At 57.8% G+C, this 15,711-nt stretch carries 14 protein-coding genes; 9 read left to right on the forward strand and 5 right to left on the reverse strand.

From position 1 onward, the window contains the following. Nucleotides 1–285: 285 nt before the first annotated feature. Genes coaE through J7447_RS20675 form a run of 4 tightly spaced genes read right to left on the reverse strand, consistent with a single transcriptional unit; the run spans nt 286 to nt 3,187 of the window. A complete protein-coding gene (gene coaE / locus J7447_RS20660; protein ID WP_209170759.1) occupies nt 286–873 on the reverse strand; it encodes a dephospho-CoA kinase in 588 nt (195 codons plus the stop codon). Further along, the gene (locus J7447_RS20665; protein ID WP_209170761.1) at nt 870–1,718 is read right to left on the reverse strand and encodes a shikimate dehydrogenase; all 849 of its coding nucleotides are present in this window, start codon (nt 1,716–1,718) and stop codon (nt 870–872) included. Before J7447_RS20665 ends, coaE begins: the two co-directional genes overlap by 4 nt. After that, entirely contained in the window at nt 1,715–2,314 is a 600-nt protein-coding gene (locus J7447_RS20670; RefSeq protein WP_031269981.1) for a Maf-like protein, read from the reverse strand. The genes J7447_RS20665 and J7447_RS20670 overlap by 4 nt, the downstream gene beginning before the upstream one ends. A 12-nt stretch (nt 2,315–2,326) precedes the next feature. Further along, nucleotides 2,327–3,187, reverse strand: coding sequence for a pyruvate, water dikinase regulatory protein (locus J7447_RS20675; protein ID WP_077291365.1), 861 nt, complete (start codon nt 3,185–3,187; stop codon nt 2,327–2,329). A 424-nt stretch (nt 3,188–3,611) separates the two neighbouring features. Between J7447_RS20675 and hemE the strand changes: the two genes are divergently transcribed. The 9 genes from hemE to J7447_RS20720 all read left to right on the forward strand — a co-directional run bounded on the left by hemE (nt 3,612) and on the right by J7447_RS20720 (nt 14,404). Then, nucleotides 3,612–4,640, forward strand: coding sequence for a uroporphyrinogen decarboxylase (hemE, locus tag J7447_RS20680; protein ID WP_077291366.1), 1,029 nt, complete (start codon nt 3,612–3,614; stop codon nt 4,638–4,640). Nucleotides 4,641–4,644: 4 nt separating this feature from the next. Beyond that, the gene (gene hemJ / locus J7447_RS20685) at nt 4,645–5,073 is read left to right on the forward strand and encodes a protoporphyrinogen oxidase HemJ (protein WP_209170765.1); all 429 of its coding nucleotides are present in this window, start codon (nt 4,645–4,647) and stop codon (nt 5,071–5,073) included. A gap of 299 nt (nt 5,074–5,372) precedes the next feature. Then, nucleotides 5,373–6,638 (forward strand): transcription termination factor Rho, encoded by a 1,266-nt coding sequence (rho, locus tag J7447_RS20690; protein ID WP_023002463.1) that lies wholly within the window; start codon nt 5,373–5,375, stop codon nt 6,636–6,638. A 132-nt stretch (nt 6,639–6,770) separates the two neighbouring features. Further along, entirely contained in the window at nt 6,771–7,352 is a 582-nt protein-coding gene (locus tag J7447_RS20695; RefSeq protein WP_209170766.1) for a GNAT family N-acetyltransferase, read from the forward strand. Nucleotides 7,353–8,357: 1,005 nt separating this feature from the next. Beyond that, nucleotides 8,358–9,707, forward strand: coding sequence for a tRNA uridine-5-carboxymethylaminomethyl(34) synthesis GTPase MnmE (gene mnmE / locus J7447_RS20700; protein WP_209170768.1), 1,350 nt, complete (start codon nt 8,358–8,360; stop codon nt 9,705–9,707). 298 nt (nt 9,708–10,005) lie between these two features. Further along, complete coding sequence (gene mnmG / locus J7447_RS20705) at nt 10,006–11,892, forward strand: tRNA uridine-5-carboxymethylaminomethyl(34) synthesis enzyme MnmG (RefSeq protein ID WP_209170770.1); 1,887 nt, start codon at nt 10,006–10,008, stop codon at nt 11,890–11,892. Between the two features lie 14 nt (nt 11,893–11,906). Next, nucleotides 11,907–12,548 (forward strand): 16S rRNA (guanine(527)-N(7))-methyltransferase RsmG, encoded by a 642-nt coding sequence (rsmG, locus tag J7447_RS20710; protein WP_209171095.1) that lies wholly within the window; start codon nt 11,907–11,909, stop codon nt 12,546–12,548. 19 nt (nt 12,549–12,567) lie between these two features. After that, nucleotides 12,568–13,392, forward strand: coding sequence for a ParA family protein (locus J7447_RS20715; protein ID WP_286189403.1), 825 nt, complete (start codon nt 12,568–12,570; stop codon nt 13,390–13,392). A gap of 106 nt (nt 13,393–13,498) precedes the next feature. Continuing rightward, nucleotides 13,499–14,404, forward strand: coding sequence for a ParB/RepB/Spo0J family partition protein (locus tag J7447_RS20720; protein ID WP_209170772.1), 906 nt, complete (start codon nt 13,499–13,501; stop codon nt 14,402–14,404). 258 nt (nt 14,405–14,662) lie between these two features. Here J7447_RS20720 and holA read toward each other — a convergent pair whose 3' ends face one another. Beyond that, entirely contained in the window at nt 14,663–15,703 is a 1,041-nt protein-coding gene (gene holA, locus J7447_RS20725; protein ID WP_055660240.1) for a DNA polymerase III subunit delta, read from the reverse strand. Nucleotides 15,704–15,711: the final 8 nt, after the last annotated feature.

Here is a 15,711-nt window from a genome sequence, read left to right on the forward strand (position 1 = left end):
TCCGCCTTTTGCCTATGGATTCACTGTGCAGCTTGCAGGGTGAGTGGCAAGAGTTGCGCGCGGTTTTCCCCGGTGTTCTGGGGTTCTGGCGTTTGATCCCAGTGCCCCCGTGCCTGTTCCCTCCAACACTTCATTCAGAGGAGCCCGGCATTGCCGGGTGTCTCGAAGGATGGGTCACTGGTTTCGGAGTATGCCGCCCATCGTTCGAGACGGGCCTTGCAGGCCCTCCTCAGGATGAGGGCGAAGTTGAAAAGAGCTTCGGTGCAAGAGGAGATCAGAGAGACGTCACCCTGTCGCGGCCAATGCCTTCAGGATCGCTCTCACCTGCCGCTTGGCCGCTTCCATGCCCCGGCCGGTATCGACCAGGAAATGCGCGCGGCGGCGTTTTTCTGCGTCAGGCATCTGCTTGGCGAGGATCGCCTCAAACCTGTCTTCGCTCATGCCAGGCCGGGACAGGACACGGTCTCGCTGGATGTCGGCATCCGCCGTGACAACAACGACGACATCCACACGGGCCTCACCGCCGGTTTCGAACAGCAACGGGATATCCAGCATGACGATGCGCCGATGGTCCGCCCGGGCGCGTTGCAGAAAGAGTTGCTCTTCCTCACGCACCAGTGGGTGAACGATGGCTTCGAGCTTTTTCATGGCTTTGGGCTTGCCGAGCACATGCGGAGAGAGCAGCGTACGGTCGACCTTGCCGTCCAATACCGTGCCGGGAAACGCCGCCTCGATCAGCGGCGCGGCCCGGCCCGAATAGAGCGCGTGGACCGTGGCATCGGCATCGTGCACGGGAACACCTTCAGCGGCGAACATTTTTGCCGTTGTCGATTTGCCCATGCCGATGGAGCCGGTAAGGCCGATCCGGATCACGCAGTTACTCCAAGGTCTGCGAGTATAATGTTGCGCAGGGTGTCGTCCACTTCCGGCCGAACCCCGAACCAGCGTTCGAAAGCCGGTACGGCCTGATGCAGCAGCATGCCAAGGCCGTCCACAGTCTGGTTGCCCCGCGCCTTCGCGCTGCGCAGCAGGTCGGTTTCCAGTGGAGCATAGACTGCGTCAGTGACGATTGCCGTCTTCGGCAAGGGTGACAGATCGATTTCCAGCGGCGCCTTGCCGGCCATGCCGAGCGAAGTGGTGTTCACCAGAAGATCGGCTTCTTCAAGCACTGTCCCCAGGTTGTCCCATTCATGGGCAATCGTTCCGGAACCAAACATATCCGCAATGGCTTTTGCTTTTTCGAATGTCCGGTTGACGATATGCACTCTTGTGAATTTCCGTGAAAGCAATGCCCACACTACGGCACGTGCGGCTCCGCCTGCCCCCAGGACCACGGCAGATTCACGTGAAACGTCCCACCCGGGGGCGAGCTGATCAAGATTGCCGAGAAAGCCGAGACCATCCGTATTGGCCCCGCACAGCCGGCCGCTGTCGTCCAGCCAGATCGTGTTGGCAGCCCCCATGGATTTTGCCGCATCGTCCAGCCAGTCGCAGGCTGCGGCAGCCACTTCCTTGTTCGGAACAGTGACATTGGCGCCGGACAGACCCGCGTCAGCAAAATTCCGGTAGAAGTCCTCGGCAGTTTCCGGCGGAACATCGACCCTGCCATATTCTCCGGCGATGCCGTGCTTCTTCAACCAGTATCCATGCACCAGCGGAGAGCGGGAATGTGTGACCGGATGGCCTGTGATGGCCGCTTTTTTCACGGATCCGCTCATGTTTCGATCACCTTCAGGCTGCGCAACTCTGCCAGAAGAGGCAAAAGCGGCAGGCCAAGAATGGTGAAATAGTCTCCATCTATCTTTTCAAAAAGCTGCACGCCGAGACTTTCCAGCTGATAGGCGCCGACGCTGGAAAGCACGTCCTCACCGGCCGCAGCCAGATAATGGCCAATGAAGGCCGGGCTCAGTTCGCGCATGGTCAGGCGTGCCGTGGAAACGTGGCGCCAGATTGCTTCGCCATCCTTCGAAATCACCACGGCGGAATGCAGTTCGTGAGTCTTGCCGGAAAAGGCGAGCAGTTGCCGGCGCGCAGCTTCCATGTCCTCCGGTTTTGTGCGTCTTTCACCTTCGAACGCCAGAATCTGATCGGCGCCGATGACAAGATCACCGGCGCGGCGGTCACTGACGTCATTCGCCTTGGCTTCCGCCAGAACGCTTGCCAGGTCTTCCGGAGGAAAGCCTGCTTCCAGGAGCGGGGCTTCGACAACACGTTCGTCGACATCGGCCGGGTCGACCTCAACGTCGAGCCCGGCGTTTTTCAGAAGATCAGCGCGGATCCTGCTTCCGCTTGCCAAGACAAGTGCCATTTCCATCCCTTTTGTTGGTTATCCGGCGCGCCCGGTTTCTCCTCCGCCTTCCTGCCCTGATTTGAATTCCTTGAAAAGGGTCAGGATCTCCGCAGCTGTCTCCTCGACAGAACGACGCGTAACGTCAATCAACGGCCAGCCATGTTCCGTGCAGAGCCTGCGGGTCATGTTGATCTCCTGGGAGATCTCCTTCCGGTCGACATACGTGTCGTTATAGCCTTCCGAATTCAAAGACAGCACACGGTTGCGGCGGATTTGCTGAATGCGTTCGGCAGAAGCGATCAGACCGACAATCATCGGCTGCTTGAGTTTCTTCACATGTTCGGGCAGGGCAATGCCCGGGACCAGCGGAACGTTTGCAGCCTTGATGCCCCGGTTGGCCAGATAGATGCAGGTTGGCGTCTTGGATGTGCGCGAAATGCCGATCAGCACGATATCGGCGGATTCCAAATCGTCCCAGATCTGACCGTCATCATGCAACATGGTGTAGTTGAGCGCTTCCATCCGGCGAAAATATTCCGCATCCAGTTCATGCTGTCCGCCGACCCGGTGGGTTTGGGTGACATTGAGATAGGACTGGAAGACCGCGAAGACCGGATCCAGGATATTGACGAAAGGCACACCCAGCTCGCGGCATTTCAGTTCCAGCCGGCCGGCGATTTCCACATCGACCAGGGTATAGAGGACGATGCCGGGTGCCTTTTCGATTTCAGTGATTACCCGGTCGAGCTGCTTCTGGGAGCGCACCAACGGATAGACATGCTCGATTTCCTGCACGTTCTCGTACTGGACCGTTGCCGCACGGGCCACTGTCATCAGCGTTTCGCCGGTGGAGTCGGACACGAGATGGAGATGGAAGTAGTGTCTCGACTTGTTCACGTTGTCATCCCCAGGCCTGTTGATGATTTGGGTAAGATGTCTGCCACCCAGTGCCTAGCACGAAGTTTATGCCCGCTCAGCCGAATTTATTAACAATGCTTAAACGAGCGGAAACTGATCCCGAAACGGTTGTGCATGGATGTGGATTCACAAAGGCGCTGTGACATATCGACAGATTGTCCACTGCCGCCCAATTCCTTAACGAAACGTAAACAAGCGGACAAGTGATTGTAATTCAATTCGTAATCCTGTTATCGACTCCTGGGGAGGAAATCTGCTTAACAAGTAGCGGATTTTTTCCCGCCGAGAAAATCAGGCTGATGGATTGTGGATAGAAAATGATCCCGGTAATCCACGCACAAATAGAAAAAACAGATTCAAAATAAGAATCTTTATTGATTTGAAATGTGGGAAAGGCGACCTCATGAAATCCCAAGACAGGTCCGTGATGCGGGTACTCTCCGGAGAAAAGCTCTGGCCGCCTCCCATCTGGATGATGCGTCAGGCCGGACGCTATCTTCCCGAATATCGCGAAGTGCGTTCGAAAGCGGCAAACTTTCTGGAGTTCTGCTATTCGCCCGACCTTGCAACAGAGGTCACTCTCCAGCCGATCCGCCGGTATGGTTTTGATGCAAGCATTCTGTTTTCCGACATCTTCGTCGTACCGGACGCCATCGGGTACCCGGTTCGTTTTGAAGAAGGACGTGGTCCCGTTCTGGAACCGCTGTCTTCCGATCTTCTGGATCGTCTGGAACAGGATCGCGCCGAGGATCATCTCAAACCGGTCATAGAGACGGTTTCCCGCCTGCGTGCGGAGCTGCCAGAGGAAACGACGCTTCTGGGCTTCTGTGGCGCTCCGTGGACGGTTGCCTGCTACTCCGTTGCCGGTCACACCACCCAGGACCAGGTTGCCGCCCGTGTGGGCGCCTATCGCGATCCTGACCTGATGCAGCGTTTCGTCGATCAGCTCGTCACCGCCTCGATCCGCTATCTCATCCGACAGCTGGATGCGGGCGCGGATGCGGTCCAGATTTTCGATACCTGGGCAGGCGTTCTGGATGAAGCCGGTTTCAAGCGCTGGTCGATCGAACCGACACGCCGGATCGTTGATGGTGTTCGGGCCGTGCGGCCGGATGCGAAGATCATCGGTTTCCCGAAAGCTTCCTCGGCTCGGATGATGGCATTCGTGGAAGGTACGGGTGTGGATGCGGTCGGTTTCGACTGGACGGCTCCGGACCAGGTTGCGCTCGACATTCAGAAGAAGGTCCCGATCCAGGGCAATCTCGATCCGATGCGGCTGGTGGCTGGCGGCAAGGCGCTGGAAGAGGGCGTGGCCCATATCCTGAACACCTTCGACAAAGGTCCGCTGGTCTTCAACCTGGGGCATGGTGTGACGCCGGACGCGGATCCGGAAAACGTTGCCCGCATGGTCGAGCTGGTCAGGAAGGGATAAGCGCATGGATCTCTTTCTCTGGATCAAGGCGCTCCACGTCATCTCGATCATCGCGTGGATGGCCGGCATGCTCTATCTGCCGCGGCTGTTCGTCTACCATGCGGCCACGGAAATCGGATCGGAACAGTCCGAGACCTTCAAGATCATGGAACGGCGGCTGCTGAAGGCCATCATCAACCCGGCCATGATCGCCTCCTGGGGGTTTGGCCTGTGGCTCGCCTGGGAACTTCAGGCCTGGCAGGACGGGTGGTTCCACGCCAAGTTCACGTTTGTCCTGATCATGTCCGGTGTTCACGGCCATCTCAGCAGCTGTGTGAAGAAATTCGCCCGCGACGAGAACAAAAGGCCGCAGCGTTACTACCGGATACTCAACGAAGTTCCGACTGTCCTGATGATCGGGATCGTCATCTTCGTCATCGTCAAACCGTTTTAAGCGGCACGAAACAGGCAATAGAGACAGCCGCAGACATGCGGCCGTCATTTTCACCTTTCGAATTCTAAGTGTGGCCTAAAAAACCGGCAGAATTCCGGGCTTGCGCTTTATTGCAAATCAACGTATCTTTCGCGCATCTTCATACGGCACAGTGTTCGTTTTCAATCGCTCCGCGGTCGCCGTACAATCTGGACACGCCTAAAAGTCTCTCAGATATCTTCTGGCCGACCCATCCATCCGGCGCAGAACGACCTTTCCAAACCTAAATCCATAACAACACAAAAAAAGACCCCAACTCGATGCGGGAAATGAAACTCAAAGACCTAAAAGAAAAAACACCGACAGAGCTGCTCCAGACTGCTGAGGAGCTTGAAGTCGAAAACGCCAGCACCATGCGCAAGCAGGAGCTGATGTTCGCCATCCTGAAGAACCTAGCTGCTCAGGATGTGGAGATTATCGGCGAAGGCGTCGTTGAAGTCCTTCAGGACGGCTTCGGCTTTCTCCGGTCTCCGGATGCGAACTATCTGCCGGGCCCGGACGACATTTACGTCTCGCCCTCGCAGATCCGCCGCTTTTCGCTGCGGACAGGGGACACCGTTGAAGGCCAGATCCGCAGCCCCAAAGAGGGCGAACGGTATTTTGCCCTTCTCAAAGTCAACACCATCAATTTCGAGGATCCGGAAAAGGCCCGGCACAAGGTTCACTTCGACAACCTGACGCCGCTTTATCCGGATGAACGTTTCCGGATGGAGATCGAAGATCCGACGATCAAGGATCTCTCCTCCCGCGTTATCGACCTGGTAGCGCCTCTCGGCAAAGGCCAGCGTGCGCTGATCACCGCGCCGCCGCGCACAGGTAAAACGGTGTTCCTGCAGAACATCGCGAAGTCCATCACCACCAATCATCCGGAATGCTATCTGATCGTTCTTCTGATCGACGAACGTCCGGAAGAAGTGACCGACATGCAGCGTACGGTCGACGGCGAAGTGGTTTCCTCCACGTTCGACGAACCGGCCGCCCGCCACGTGCAGGTTGCCGAAATGGTGATCGAGAAGGCCAAACGCCTGACCGAACATGGCCGGGACGTCGTCATCCTGCTGGACTCCATCACGCGTCTGGGACGTGCGTACAACACCGTCGTTCCGTCTTCAGGCAAGGTCCTGACCGGTGGTGTGGATGCCAACGCCCTGCAGCGGCCGAAGCGCTTCTTCGGTGCGGCCCGTAACATTGAAGAGGGTGGCTCGCTGACGATCATCGCGACCGCACTAATCGATACCGGCAGCCGCATGGACGAAGTCATCTTCGAAGAGTTCAAGGGCACGGGTAACTCCGAAATCATCCTGGACCGCAAGATCTCCGACAAGCGTGTTTACCCGGCCATCGATATCCAGCGCTCCGGTACGCGTAAGGAAGAGCTTCTGGTACCGGCCGAACGTCTCAAGAAGACCTTCGTGCTGCGCCGGATCCTCAACCCGATGGGGACGGTGGATGCGATCGAGTTCCTGCTCGACAAGCTCAAGCAGACCAAGTCGAACGACGATTTCTTCGACAGCATGAACACTTGATCCCAAACGGATCGGGTTCTATTCAAAGGCGCGGCCCGCGAGGGTTCGCGCCTTTACTTTTTGTTAAGAATTAAACACCCCACCACCGTGTTTCACGTGAATCCTGCCTTTTGTTGAATCGGACCCGTTCTGATGCCTGAAGCTTCGTTCCTGTTAGAGACTGACCGACTCCTGCTTCGTCCATGGAAGGATGAAGACCTGGACCCGTTTGCCAGGCTCTGTGCCGACCCCGAGGTGATGAGATTTTTCCCTGAGGTGCTGACGCGGGAGAAGTCAGACTTGCTGGTTGCGCGGTGCCGGGAAAAGACGGTGAAGGACGGTTTCAGCATGGCGCCGATTGAAATCAAGGAGACGGGAGAATTTCTCGGCTTCGTCGGTTTGAACGTTCCGTCCTATGCGGCGCCCCTGCCATTCGAGCCATGTGTCGAAATCGGCTGGCGCCTGAAGCGGACTGCCTGGGGGAAGGGCTATGCAGGCGAGGCTGCGCGGGAGTGGCTTCGATTCGGTTTTGAAGCCATCGGTCTTGAAGAGATCGTGGCTTTCACCATCCCGGACAATCTGCCGTCGCAAAGGGTCATGGAAAAGATCGGCATGACACGTGACAGGGATGGGGACTTTCTTCACCCCAGTCTTCCGGCTGATCATCCGATCGCAAAGCATGTGCTCTATCGCCTGACGAAGTCCGACTGGATGTCCGGCCCGAAGCAAGTCTGACTTCTGGTCCGGTGTGTTGATCAGATTCACGTGAAACAAAACCGCATCGCATCCGTTTCGACGTGCTTGATTTCGACGACGAAGATGTGCTGCCCAATGGTGCCGGTGTCTATATCGCTTGGTGACTGACGCCTTTCCCGACAATGTTCCCACGCAGGAACCGACGAGCCGAATTGGAATGGGGTGCGATACACCCGGCGATTTCCTGCATCCGAACCTTCGAGACGGATGCCGCTTCAAACGGAATGTTCTCGAAAAGTCTGACAGAAGCCGATTGCCAGATGCCGGCGCTGGGTAAGATCACTTCAAGACGAATACTGCCAGCGCATAGATTCACGTGAAACAGAAGAGGGGCGGCGTTACGGGTTGAATTTGTTTCACGTGAATCCGTCACGTTGAATCGGCTCCGATCCGACAGACGAAGTTTTCACCTGAGGTGAGTGTTTCTTTCTCACATTTCTTGCGGGCCACATTCGAACCCGACGTCATGCCTGATTGCAGTGTCTGGACCAGAGGACGACGGAGAAATCCCGGAAGCGGTGTTTCACGTGAATCCCCTGTTTTGAATCGGCTCCGAACTCATCGCCTACTGTTGTGTTCAGGAGCTTAACCGCCTCCACTTACATCGTGTGACGACATGGGTGAAAGACCTCGATCCTAGACCTTCGAACAGATTGTGAGGTTGTGACGTAGTCTCCCCAAATGAAATGCGATTCCCTCATTCAGTGTGTTTCCGTCCTAGACCCGATTTGAAGGGGGAGCAGGAAATGAAGGAGACTGGGTACACTCTGACCGAAGCTGTGTGTGAGGCACGAGAACCGCGCTTGAGAGGAAAGCCGCTCCTGTCCAAGCCAGGTACTTTCTGACAATTGATTCACGTGAAACAGATTGCCGTATCGCCAGCAACTTCGATTCGGCGGCGGAATGGCGAGGCTTGTTCTTTTCCGCGGTGACGAGAGTTGATAAAGAGGCGGTCCACGACCCGACCACGAACCGGAAGACACCATGGCTGACACGATCTTTGCGCTCTCCAGTGGAGCTGTGCCTTCGGGCGTTGCGGTGATCCGTGTGTCTGGTCCAGGTACCAGGGAGATCGTTGAGACGGTGGCTGGCAAGGTGCCACAGCCGCGGAAGACGATGCTGGCCAAGCTCCGGGATCCGGAAACGAAGGACGTTCTCGACGAGGCCCTGGTACTCTACTTTGAAGGACCTTCCAGCTTCACCGGAGAGGACGTTGCCGAGTTCCAATGCCATGGTGGACGTGCCGTGGTCTCAAGCCTCCTGTCCGTACTTTCCCGGTTTTCGAATTGCCGTCCTGCCGAGGCAGGGGAGTTCACGCGCCGCGCTTTCGATCGTGGCCGCATGGACCTGACGGAAGTTGAGGGCCTGGCAGATCTCATCGCCGCAGAGACCGAGAGCCAGCGCAAGCAGGCAGTCCGTCAGATGGGTGGAGCCCTCGGCAAGCTCTATGACGACTGGAGAAAGCGTCTCATCCATATGCGCGCAATGATCGAGGCAGACTTCGATTTCGCCGATGAAGAGGATGTTCCTGGCAGCGTTGCCGATGAAGTCTGGGCGGAAGCAACCCAGCTCCATGGCGAGATTGCAGAGCACCTTGAGAAATCCCGCAGCGGCGAGCGTCTACGGTCCGGCTTGCAGGTGGTGCTGATGGGGGCACCCAATGCCGGCAAGTCTAGTCTCCTGAATGCCATCGCAGGACGGGAGGTCGCCATCGTCACGGAAGAAGCCGGAACGACCCGGGACGTGATCGAGGTTCATCTGGATCTTTCAGGGTATCCCGTGACGCTTGTCGATACCGCCGGCCTCCGGAAGACGGAGGGTGTGGTTGAGAAGGAAGGCATACGTCGGGCGGAGGAACGGGGCCGGGGAGCGGATCTCATCCTGTGGGCGGTGGAGCCTGGTGGGGTGGAACAGGACGATGTCGTCGCCGGCCTTCCGGAAGGCCTTCGCCGTAGCGTGCCTGTCTGGACCGTTCGAACGAAGGCTGATCTTGAGACTCTTCCGGAACAAGACTCTTCCGGAACGATCCAGGAAATTGCTTGTTCCAGCAAAAGCGCTGAAGGTATGAACCCGCTTTTTTCCCGGCTTACCCGTTTTGCCGAGGAAACGATATCTGTCGGCGAAGCACCACTGGCCACCCGGGAACGGCACCGTCACTATCTCAAGGATTGTCTGTCCGGCCTGAGAGCTGCCGTGGATATGGTGCACCTGCCGGCGGAATTGCGCGCGGAAGACCTTCGCCGGGCTGCGGATGCTCTCGGGCGGATCACCGGGAGGATCGATGTCGAGGATTTGCTCGATGTGATCTTCCGGGATTTCTGTATCGGGAAATGACCTGTTTCACGTGAATCATCTCAGGGGAACTGCGGATCGATTCTCTACCGGAACATGTTTCACGTGAATCATTTTTTCTGCCTTGGGTGCAAAATGACCTGCGCCACCAGACGATCTGCCTGCTGACCGGAATTCCGCTTTGACCTTCAGCTGCGTCACACGTATAAGTCTCGGCGAACAAGTGCCGGTTTGCGCGGCCTGTGATAGTCTGGCCTAGGCCGGAGAAAGATCCCGAAAACCGAACCGGAAAAACCCGGACCCGAGGCTCTGCTGTCGGGTTTCGTGAGCGGTAGAGACTATGAACGAACTGGACCTGACATTCGATGTGGTGGTGATTGGTGGTGGTCATGCCGGCTGTGAAGCTGCAGCGGCATCGGCACGTGCTGGCGCCGCGACTGCTCTGGTCACGCATCGCTTCGATACCATCGGTGTGATGTCCTGTAACCCGGCTATTGGTGGTCTGGGGAAGGGGCACCTCGTTCGCGAGATCGATGCGCTTGATGGATTGATGGGGCGTGTTGCCGACAAGGGCGGGATCCAGTTCCGCATGCTTAATCGGCGCAAGGGACCGGCGGTGCGTGGTCCGCGCGCGCAGGCAGACCGCAAGCTCTACCGGGAAGCGATGCAGCGTGAGATTGCCGCTGTCGAAGGTCTGAGCGTCGTTGAAGGCGAAGCCCACAAGATCCGGTTTGCGGTTGACGGCGAAAAACGTTCTGTCTCGGGTATCGAACTGGCCGATGGCCGGGTGATCAACTGCCGCGCCATCGTGCTGACGAGCGGTACATTTCTCCGGGGCCTCATTCATATCGGTGACAAGAAGATACCCGCGGGCCGCTCCGGCGAAGCGCCGGCACTCGGGCTGTCTGAATCACTGGAGGAAATCGGCTTCGATCTTGGGCGTCTCAAGACAGGTACGCCCGCACGGCTGGACGGCCGGACGATCCACTGGGACAGGCTGGAAGAGCAGCCGGGCGATGACGACCCGATTCCGTTTTCTACTCTGACGGACAGGATCGAGACACCTCAGATCCCGTGCCACATCACACGCACGACGCCCGAGACCCATCGCATCATTCGTGAGAACCTTTCTCGCTCTGCTATGTATTCAGGCGAGATCAAGGGGCGGGGGCCACGCTATTGTCCATCCATCGAAGACAAGATCGTTCGCTTCGGCGACAGGGACGGGCACCAGATTTTCCTGGAGCCGGAAGGACTGGACGATCACACCGTCTATCCGAACGGCATTTCCACATCGTTGCCGGAAGATGCGCAGATAGCGTTTCTGAAGACCATTCCGGGTCTGGAAGATGTGGTGGTGCTGCAGCCGGGTTACGCGATCGAATATGACCATGTCGACCCGCGCGAGCTGCGTCCGACACTGGAAGCCAAGCGGTGCTCCGGTCTTTACCTGGCCGGCCAGATCAACGGTACGACCGGGTATGAGGAAGCCGGGGCACAGGGTCTTGTGGCCGGGCTCAACGCCGCTCTGAAGGCTGCCGGCAAGGCGCCGTTCGTGGTTGACCGGTCCGAGGGATATATCGGTGTCATGATCGATGACCTGATCACCAGGGGCATCACCGAACCCTATCGGATGTTCACGTCGCGAGCAGAGTACCGGTTGTCCCTGCGGGCGGATAATGCGGACCAGCGCCTGACCCCTTTGGGTATCGCTATTGGGTGTGTGTCCACCACACGTAAAGAAGCCTTTGAAGACAAGATGGCCAGGATCGCCACTGCGCGGGAACTTCTGACGAGACTGACCGTGACGCCTTCCGAAGCTCAGAAGAAGGGCCTGCCTGTAAACCAGGACGGCATTCGCCGGTCTGCCTTCGATCTGCTGTCCTATCCCAATGTCACCTTCGAAGGCCTGACGGACATCTGGCCCGAACTGAAGGATATTGATCCGGCGATCGCTGAGCAGGTTGCGACAGATGCGCTTTATGCCGTTTATCTCGATCGTCAGATGGCAGATATCGAAGCCTTGAAACGCGACGAAGCCTTGTCGATCCCGGATGGTTTCGACTACGAAGCGATCATTGGTCTTTCCAATGAAGTGCGCCAGAAACTGATCGACATACGTCCGGCCACTCTTGGCCAGGCTTCTCGCATGGATGGCATGACACCCGCCGCGCTCACGCTGATCCTGTCGCATCTGAAGCGCCAGAGCCAGAAAGGGGCTGCCTGATGGGCCGCCCGGTGATGTTGAATACCTCTGGACAGGTTGTGCATAAGTTTGGGGATGTTTCACGTGAAACGTTGGATAGACTCCAGATCTACGTCGACCTCGTTCTGAAATGGCAGCCTGCGCAAAACCTCATTGCACCGTCGACCATCCCGGATATCTGGACCCGTCACGTGGCGGATAGCCTGCAAACCCAGTGGTGTAATCCGGAAGCAAGGACCTGGGTTGATATCGGCAGCGGCGGTGGGTTTCCCGGTGTGGTGACCGCAATCCTGCTCGCCGATGAGCCGGACGCACATGTGCACATGATCGAGAGCAACCAGCGCAAGGTGGCATTTCTCAGAACGGCCTTGAGGGAGACAGGGTCCAAGGGGACAGTGCATCCTGGCCGGATCGAATCGGTTGCGAAAGATTGGAAGCATGGTCAGGTGGACGCTGTTTCTGCGCGCGCTTTGGCGTCGCTGGATCTGCTTTTTCAGCTTTCAGAGCCGTTTACGGCAGCCGGCGCAAAGGCTGTTTTCCACAAAGGTCAGGATTTTCAGCGAGAAGTTAACGAAGCTACTGCCCGTTGGCAGTTCGACATGATAGAAAAAGACAGTCTTGTTGATCCAATGAGCCGGATGCTTCTTTTCTCGAATATTTCAGCCCGGCCGGAGTAGCCAGGAAGGTGTTGTAGCAATGAGCATGCTTCCCGAAATGCCGCGCGTTCTCGCGCTAGCAAATCAGAAGGGTGGGGTGGGCAAAACCACGACCGCCATTAACCTCGGCACGGCGCTTGCGGCGATTGGCGAAAAAGTTCTCGTGATTGACCTTGACCCGCAGGGTAACGCTTCAACGGGTCTGGGTATCGAGCATCGCGACCGTGGTCTGTCGACGTATGAAATACTGAGCGGTGACTGCTCCCTTGCAGAGGCCGTTCGCGAAACGGCGGTGCAGCGTCTTTGGGTGGCGCCGTCCACAATGGATCTGCTGGGCCTCGAGCTGGAAATCGCCTCCACGGGTGACCGGGCGTTCCGCCTGCGCAGTGCCATCGAGAACCTGACCCATTCGCGTCTGTTCCAGGAGATCGGCTTTACCTACGTGCTGGTCGACTGTCCGCCGTCACTGAACCTGCTGACGATCAATGCCTTGTCTGCGTCGCACTCCATCCTGGTGCCGCTGCAATGCGAATTCTTCGCGCTTGAAGGTCTCAGCCAGTTGCTCAGCACGGTTGAGCAGGTCAAGAACGCGCTTAATCCTGAACTCAGCATCCATGGTATCGTTCTGACCATGTATGACAGCCGCAACAACCTCTCCAGTCAGGTGGTCGCCGATGTGCGCGAAACCATGGGTGATGCGGTTTACGAAACGATCATTCCGCGCAACGTTCGTATTTCGGAAGCTCCGTCCTATGGCAAGCCGGCGCTGCTTTACGATTTGAAATGCGCCGGCAGCCAGGCCTATCTGCGGCTTGCGTCTGAAATCATCCAGCGTGAGCGCGAACTGCGACGCGTCGCGGCATAAAGCCCGATCGATTCGGCTCCGTTTTGGCGAGCCTTGATGCATGGCGGCGAAGAGGCACAGTTGCCATGCTATATCCTATTGAAATATAAAAAGAAAAAGGTGCGGTATGGCGGAAAGAGACGTCAAGAACAAGCGTTTGGGCCGTGGTTTGGCGGCGCTGATCGGGGATTCGGCTCCCGAAGCGGCCGCACCGCCGGAAAAGATCATTCGCGACTCCCGCAGGGTGCCGATCGAACATCTGGAGCCCAACCCGCGCAACCCGCGCAAAACCTTCACCGAGAAAGACCTGGCGGATCTTTCCGAGTCCCTGAAGGCAAAAGGCATCGTCCAGCCGATCCTGGTACGTCCGGCAGCAGGGAAGGCCAATCGTTTCGAGATCATCGCCGGCGAGCGCCGTTGGCGGGCCGCACAGCGGGCCGGGCTGCACGAAGCACCGATCATCATTCGGGACGTGACCGATCAGGAGGCGCTTGAGCTCGCCATTATCGAGAACGTCCAGCGTGCCGATCTCAACCCGATCGAAGAAGCGATGGGCTATGAGCAGCTTACCGCCGAGTTCAGCTACAGCCAGGGCGAACTCGCCAAGGTGATCGGCAAGAGCCGTAGTCACGTGGCCAACACCATGCGCCTGCTGAAGCTGCCGAATTCGGTAAAGGACTATCTGCACGAAGGCCTGCTCACGGCCGGCCACGCCCGGGCGCTGATCACCATCGATGACCCGAGGGCACTTGCCGATCTGATCGTCGAAAAAGGCCTCAGCGTCCGCGAGACCGAAAAGATCGCTCAGGACCCGGATGCTCTCGCCAAACTGATGGGCCAGAAGACCCCGACCGAGAAGGCCCCGAAGGACGCCGACACCAAGGCACTGGAAAAGCGCCTCACCGACACGCTCGGTCTGAAAGTCGTCGTCGGCCACAAGCCGGGCAAGGAATCGGGCGACCTGAAAATCAAGTACACGTCGCTGGAACAGCTCGACGAGATCTGCAAGAAGCTGGGCGTTGAGACGCGCTAAGATATTGAATTTATTTTAAATTTTAGAGCCGGAGCGATTATTGCTCCGGCTTTTTTGTTTTGATTTTGCCAGCCTGTAATCCCAACATCCCTCATCCTGAGGACTGTCATCAGGCCCGTCTCGCAGAATGGCCCACATGTCCCGGTGGTTGCCGTCCATCCTTCGAGACAGCGCTTGCGCGCTTCCTCAGGATGAGGGAGGCGTGTGAGTGAACGCCAAGAATACAGGGAGACTCAGGGAGAGGAGCAGGTAAGCTCGTTAGCGCCGCTGTTGTCGCGCTCTGGCGGCTCTGCCGAGCTTCAGGAGGGCTTCGGAGAGGACGGGTACACCAAGGGCATCGTTGAGGCGGGAAATGCGTGTAGCCTCGCTCAGAATGTCCATGGCGCGTTCCAGATCCGTCAGGGACCAGATCCGCAGCTGCTGGGTGAATTTCGGCTTGCGGGAGAAGAAGATAGGCGGTCGCTGTCCATCGACGACGGCCTGGGCGTTTTTGCCCTGTTCGATATCGATTCGCATCCGGTGCAAATGTTGAAAATGCTTCAATGTCTGGTTGGCGATCACCGAGGCCTTGGAGCCGGCTTCCGCGAGCCGTTCCAGCCCGTGGTCCAGCAAGGCAAGGTCTCCCGATGCTGCGGCATCAATCAGCTCTGACATTTCGAAGGCGGATGCATCGCCGATGATAGCCTCGACATCCTCGCTGTCGATGCGGCCCTTGTTGAGGGCATAGAGGCAGAGTTTTTTCAGCTCACCGCGGCTGGCCATGCGATCACCGCCCAGCAGGCTGTGCAGTGCTGCCCGGGCTTCCCGGGTAACCGAAAGACCGGCCTCGCGGGTTTCCTCGTCGATCAACTGGTCGATGCCCCGGTCATTGTCGGCATAACAGGGCAGCGCAACGGCGCGTTTGTGCGGTTCGATCAGCTTTCTGAGGCCGACGCCCTTCTTGATGTCGCCGCCCTCAAGGACCACCAGCGTCTGCCAGTCGTCCAGCTTCAGAACGGGTTCGACTGCAGGATTGAGATTGCGGGAGGAAGCATCCTTCACCCAGACGATCCTGCGGCCACCAAAAAGCGGAACGGTCAGAACTTCGTCGATCAGCCGATTCGGATCCGAACCGAGATCGGACGCATCAAGCTTGACCAGATTGAACGGATCGCTTTCGCCTTCGGAGGCCTTGTTGACGAGGCGGGTGGCGCGTTCCGATACAAGTCCGGTATCCGGACCGAAGATCAGGACAACGCCGCCAGCCTCCGGGGGATTGGCGACGAAACGGTCAATCTCCGCGGCTTTGAGGACGGTCACGGCCGTTT

Origin of the sequence: Labrenzia sp. R5_0, from assembly GCF_017743835.1 — a bacterium.
GTDB lineage: Bacteria > Pseudomonadota > Alphaproteobacteria > Rhizobiales > Stappiaceae > Roseibium > Roseibium algicola.

Excerpts from the sequence above, each read along its gene's own strand:
- J7447_RS20665 (WP_209170761.1), bottom strand. The coding sequence starts at position 1,718 with ATGAGCGGATCCGTGAAAAAAGCGGCCATCACAGGCCATCCGGTCACA.
- J7447_RS20670 (WP_031269981.1), bottom strand. The coding sequence starts at position 2,314 with ATGGAAATGGCACTTGTCTTGGCAAGCGGAAGCAGGATCCGCGCTGAT.
- hemE (WP_077291366.1), top strand. The coding sequence starts at position 3,612 with ATGAAATCCCAAGACAGGTCCGTGATGCGGGTACTCTCCGGAGAAAAG.
- hemJ (WP_209170765.1), top strand. The coding sequence starts at position 4,645 with ATGGATCTCTTTCTCTGGATCAAGGCGCTCCACGTCATCTCGATCATC.
- rho (WP_023002463.1), top strand. The coding sequence starts at position 5,373 with ATGCGGGAAATGAAACTCAAAGACCTAAAAGAAAAAACACCGACAGAG.
- J7447_RS20695 (WP_209170766.1), top strand. The coding sequence starts at position 6,771 with ATGCCTGAAGCTTCGTTCCTGTTAGAGACTGACCGACTCCTGCTTCGT.
- mnmE (WP_209170768.1), top strand. The coding sequence starts at position 8,358 with ATGGCTGACACGATCTTTGCGCTCTCCAGTGGAGCTGTGCCTTCGGGC.
- mnmG (WP_209170770.1), top strand. The coding sequence starts at position 10,006 with ATGAACGAACTGGACCTGACATTCGATGTGGTGGTGATTGGTGGTGGT.
- rsmG (WP_209171095.1), top strand. The coding sequence starts at position 11,907 with ATGTTGAATACCTCTGGACAGGTTGTGCATAAGTTTGGGGATGTTTCA.
- J7447_RS20715 (WP_286189403.1), top strand. The coding sequence starts at position 12,568 with ATGAGCATGCTTCCCGAAATGCCGCGCGTTCTCGCGCTAGCAAATCAG.
- J7447_RS20720 (WP_209170772.1), top strand. The coding sequence starts at position 13,499 with ATGGCGGAAAGAGACGTCAAGAACAAGCGTTTGGGCCGTGGTTTGGCG.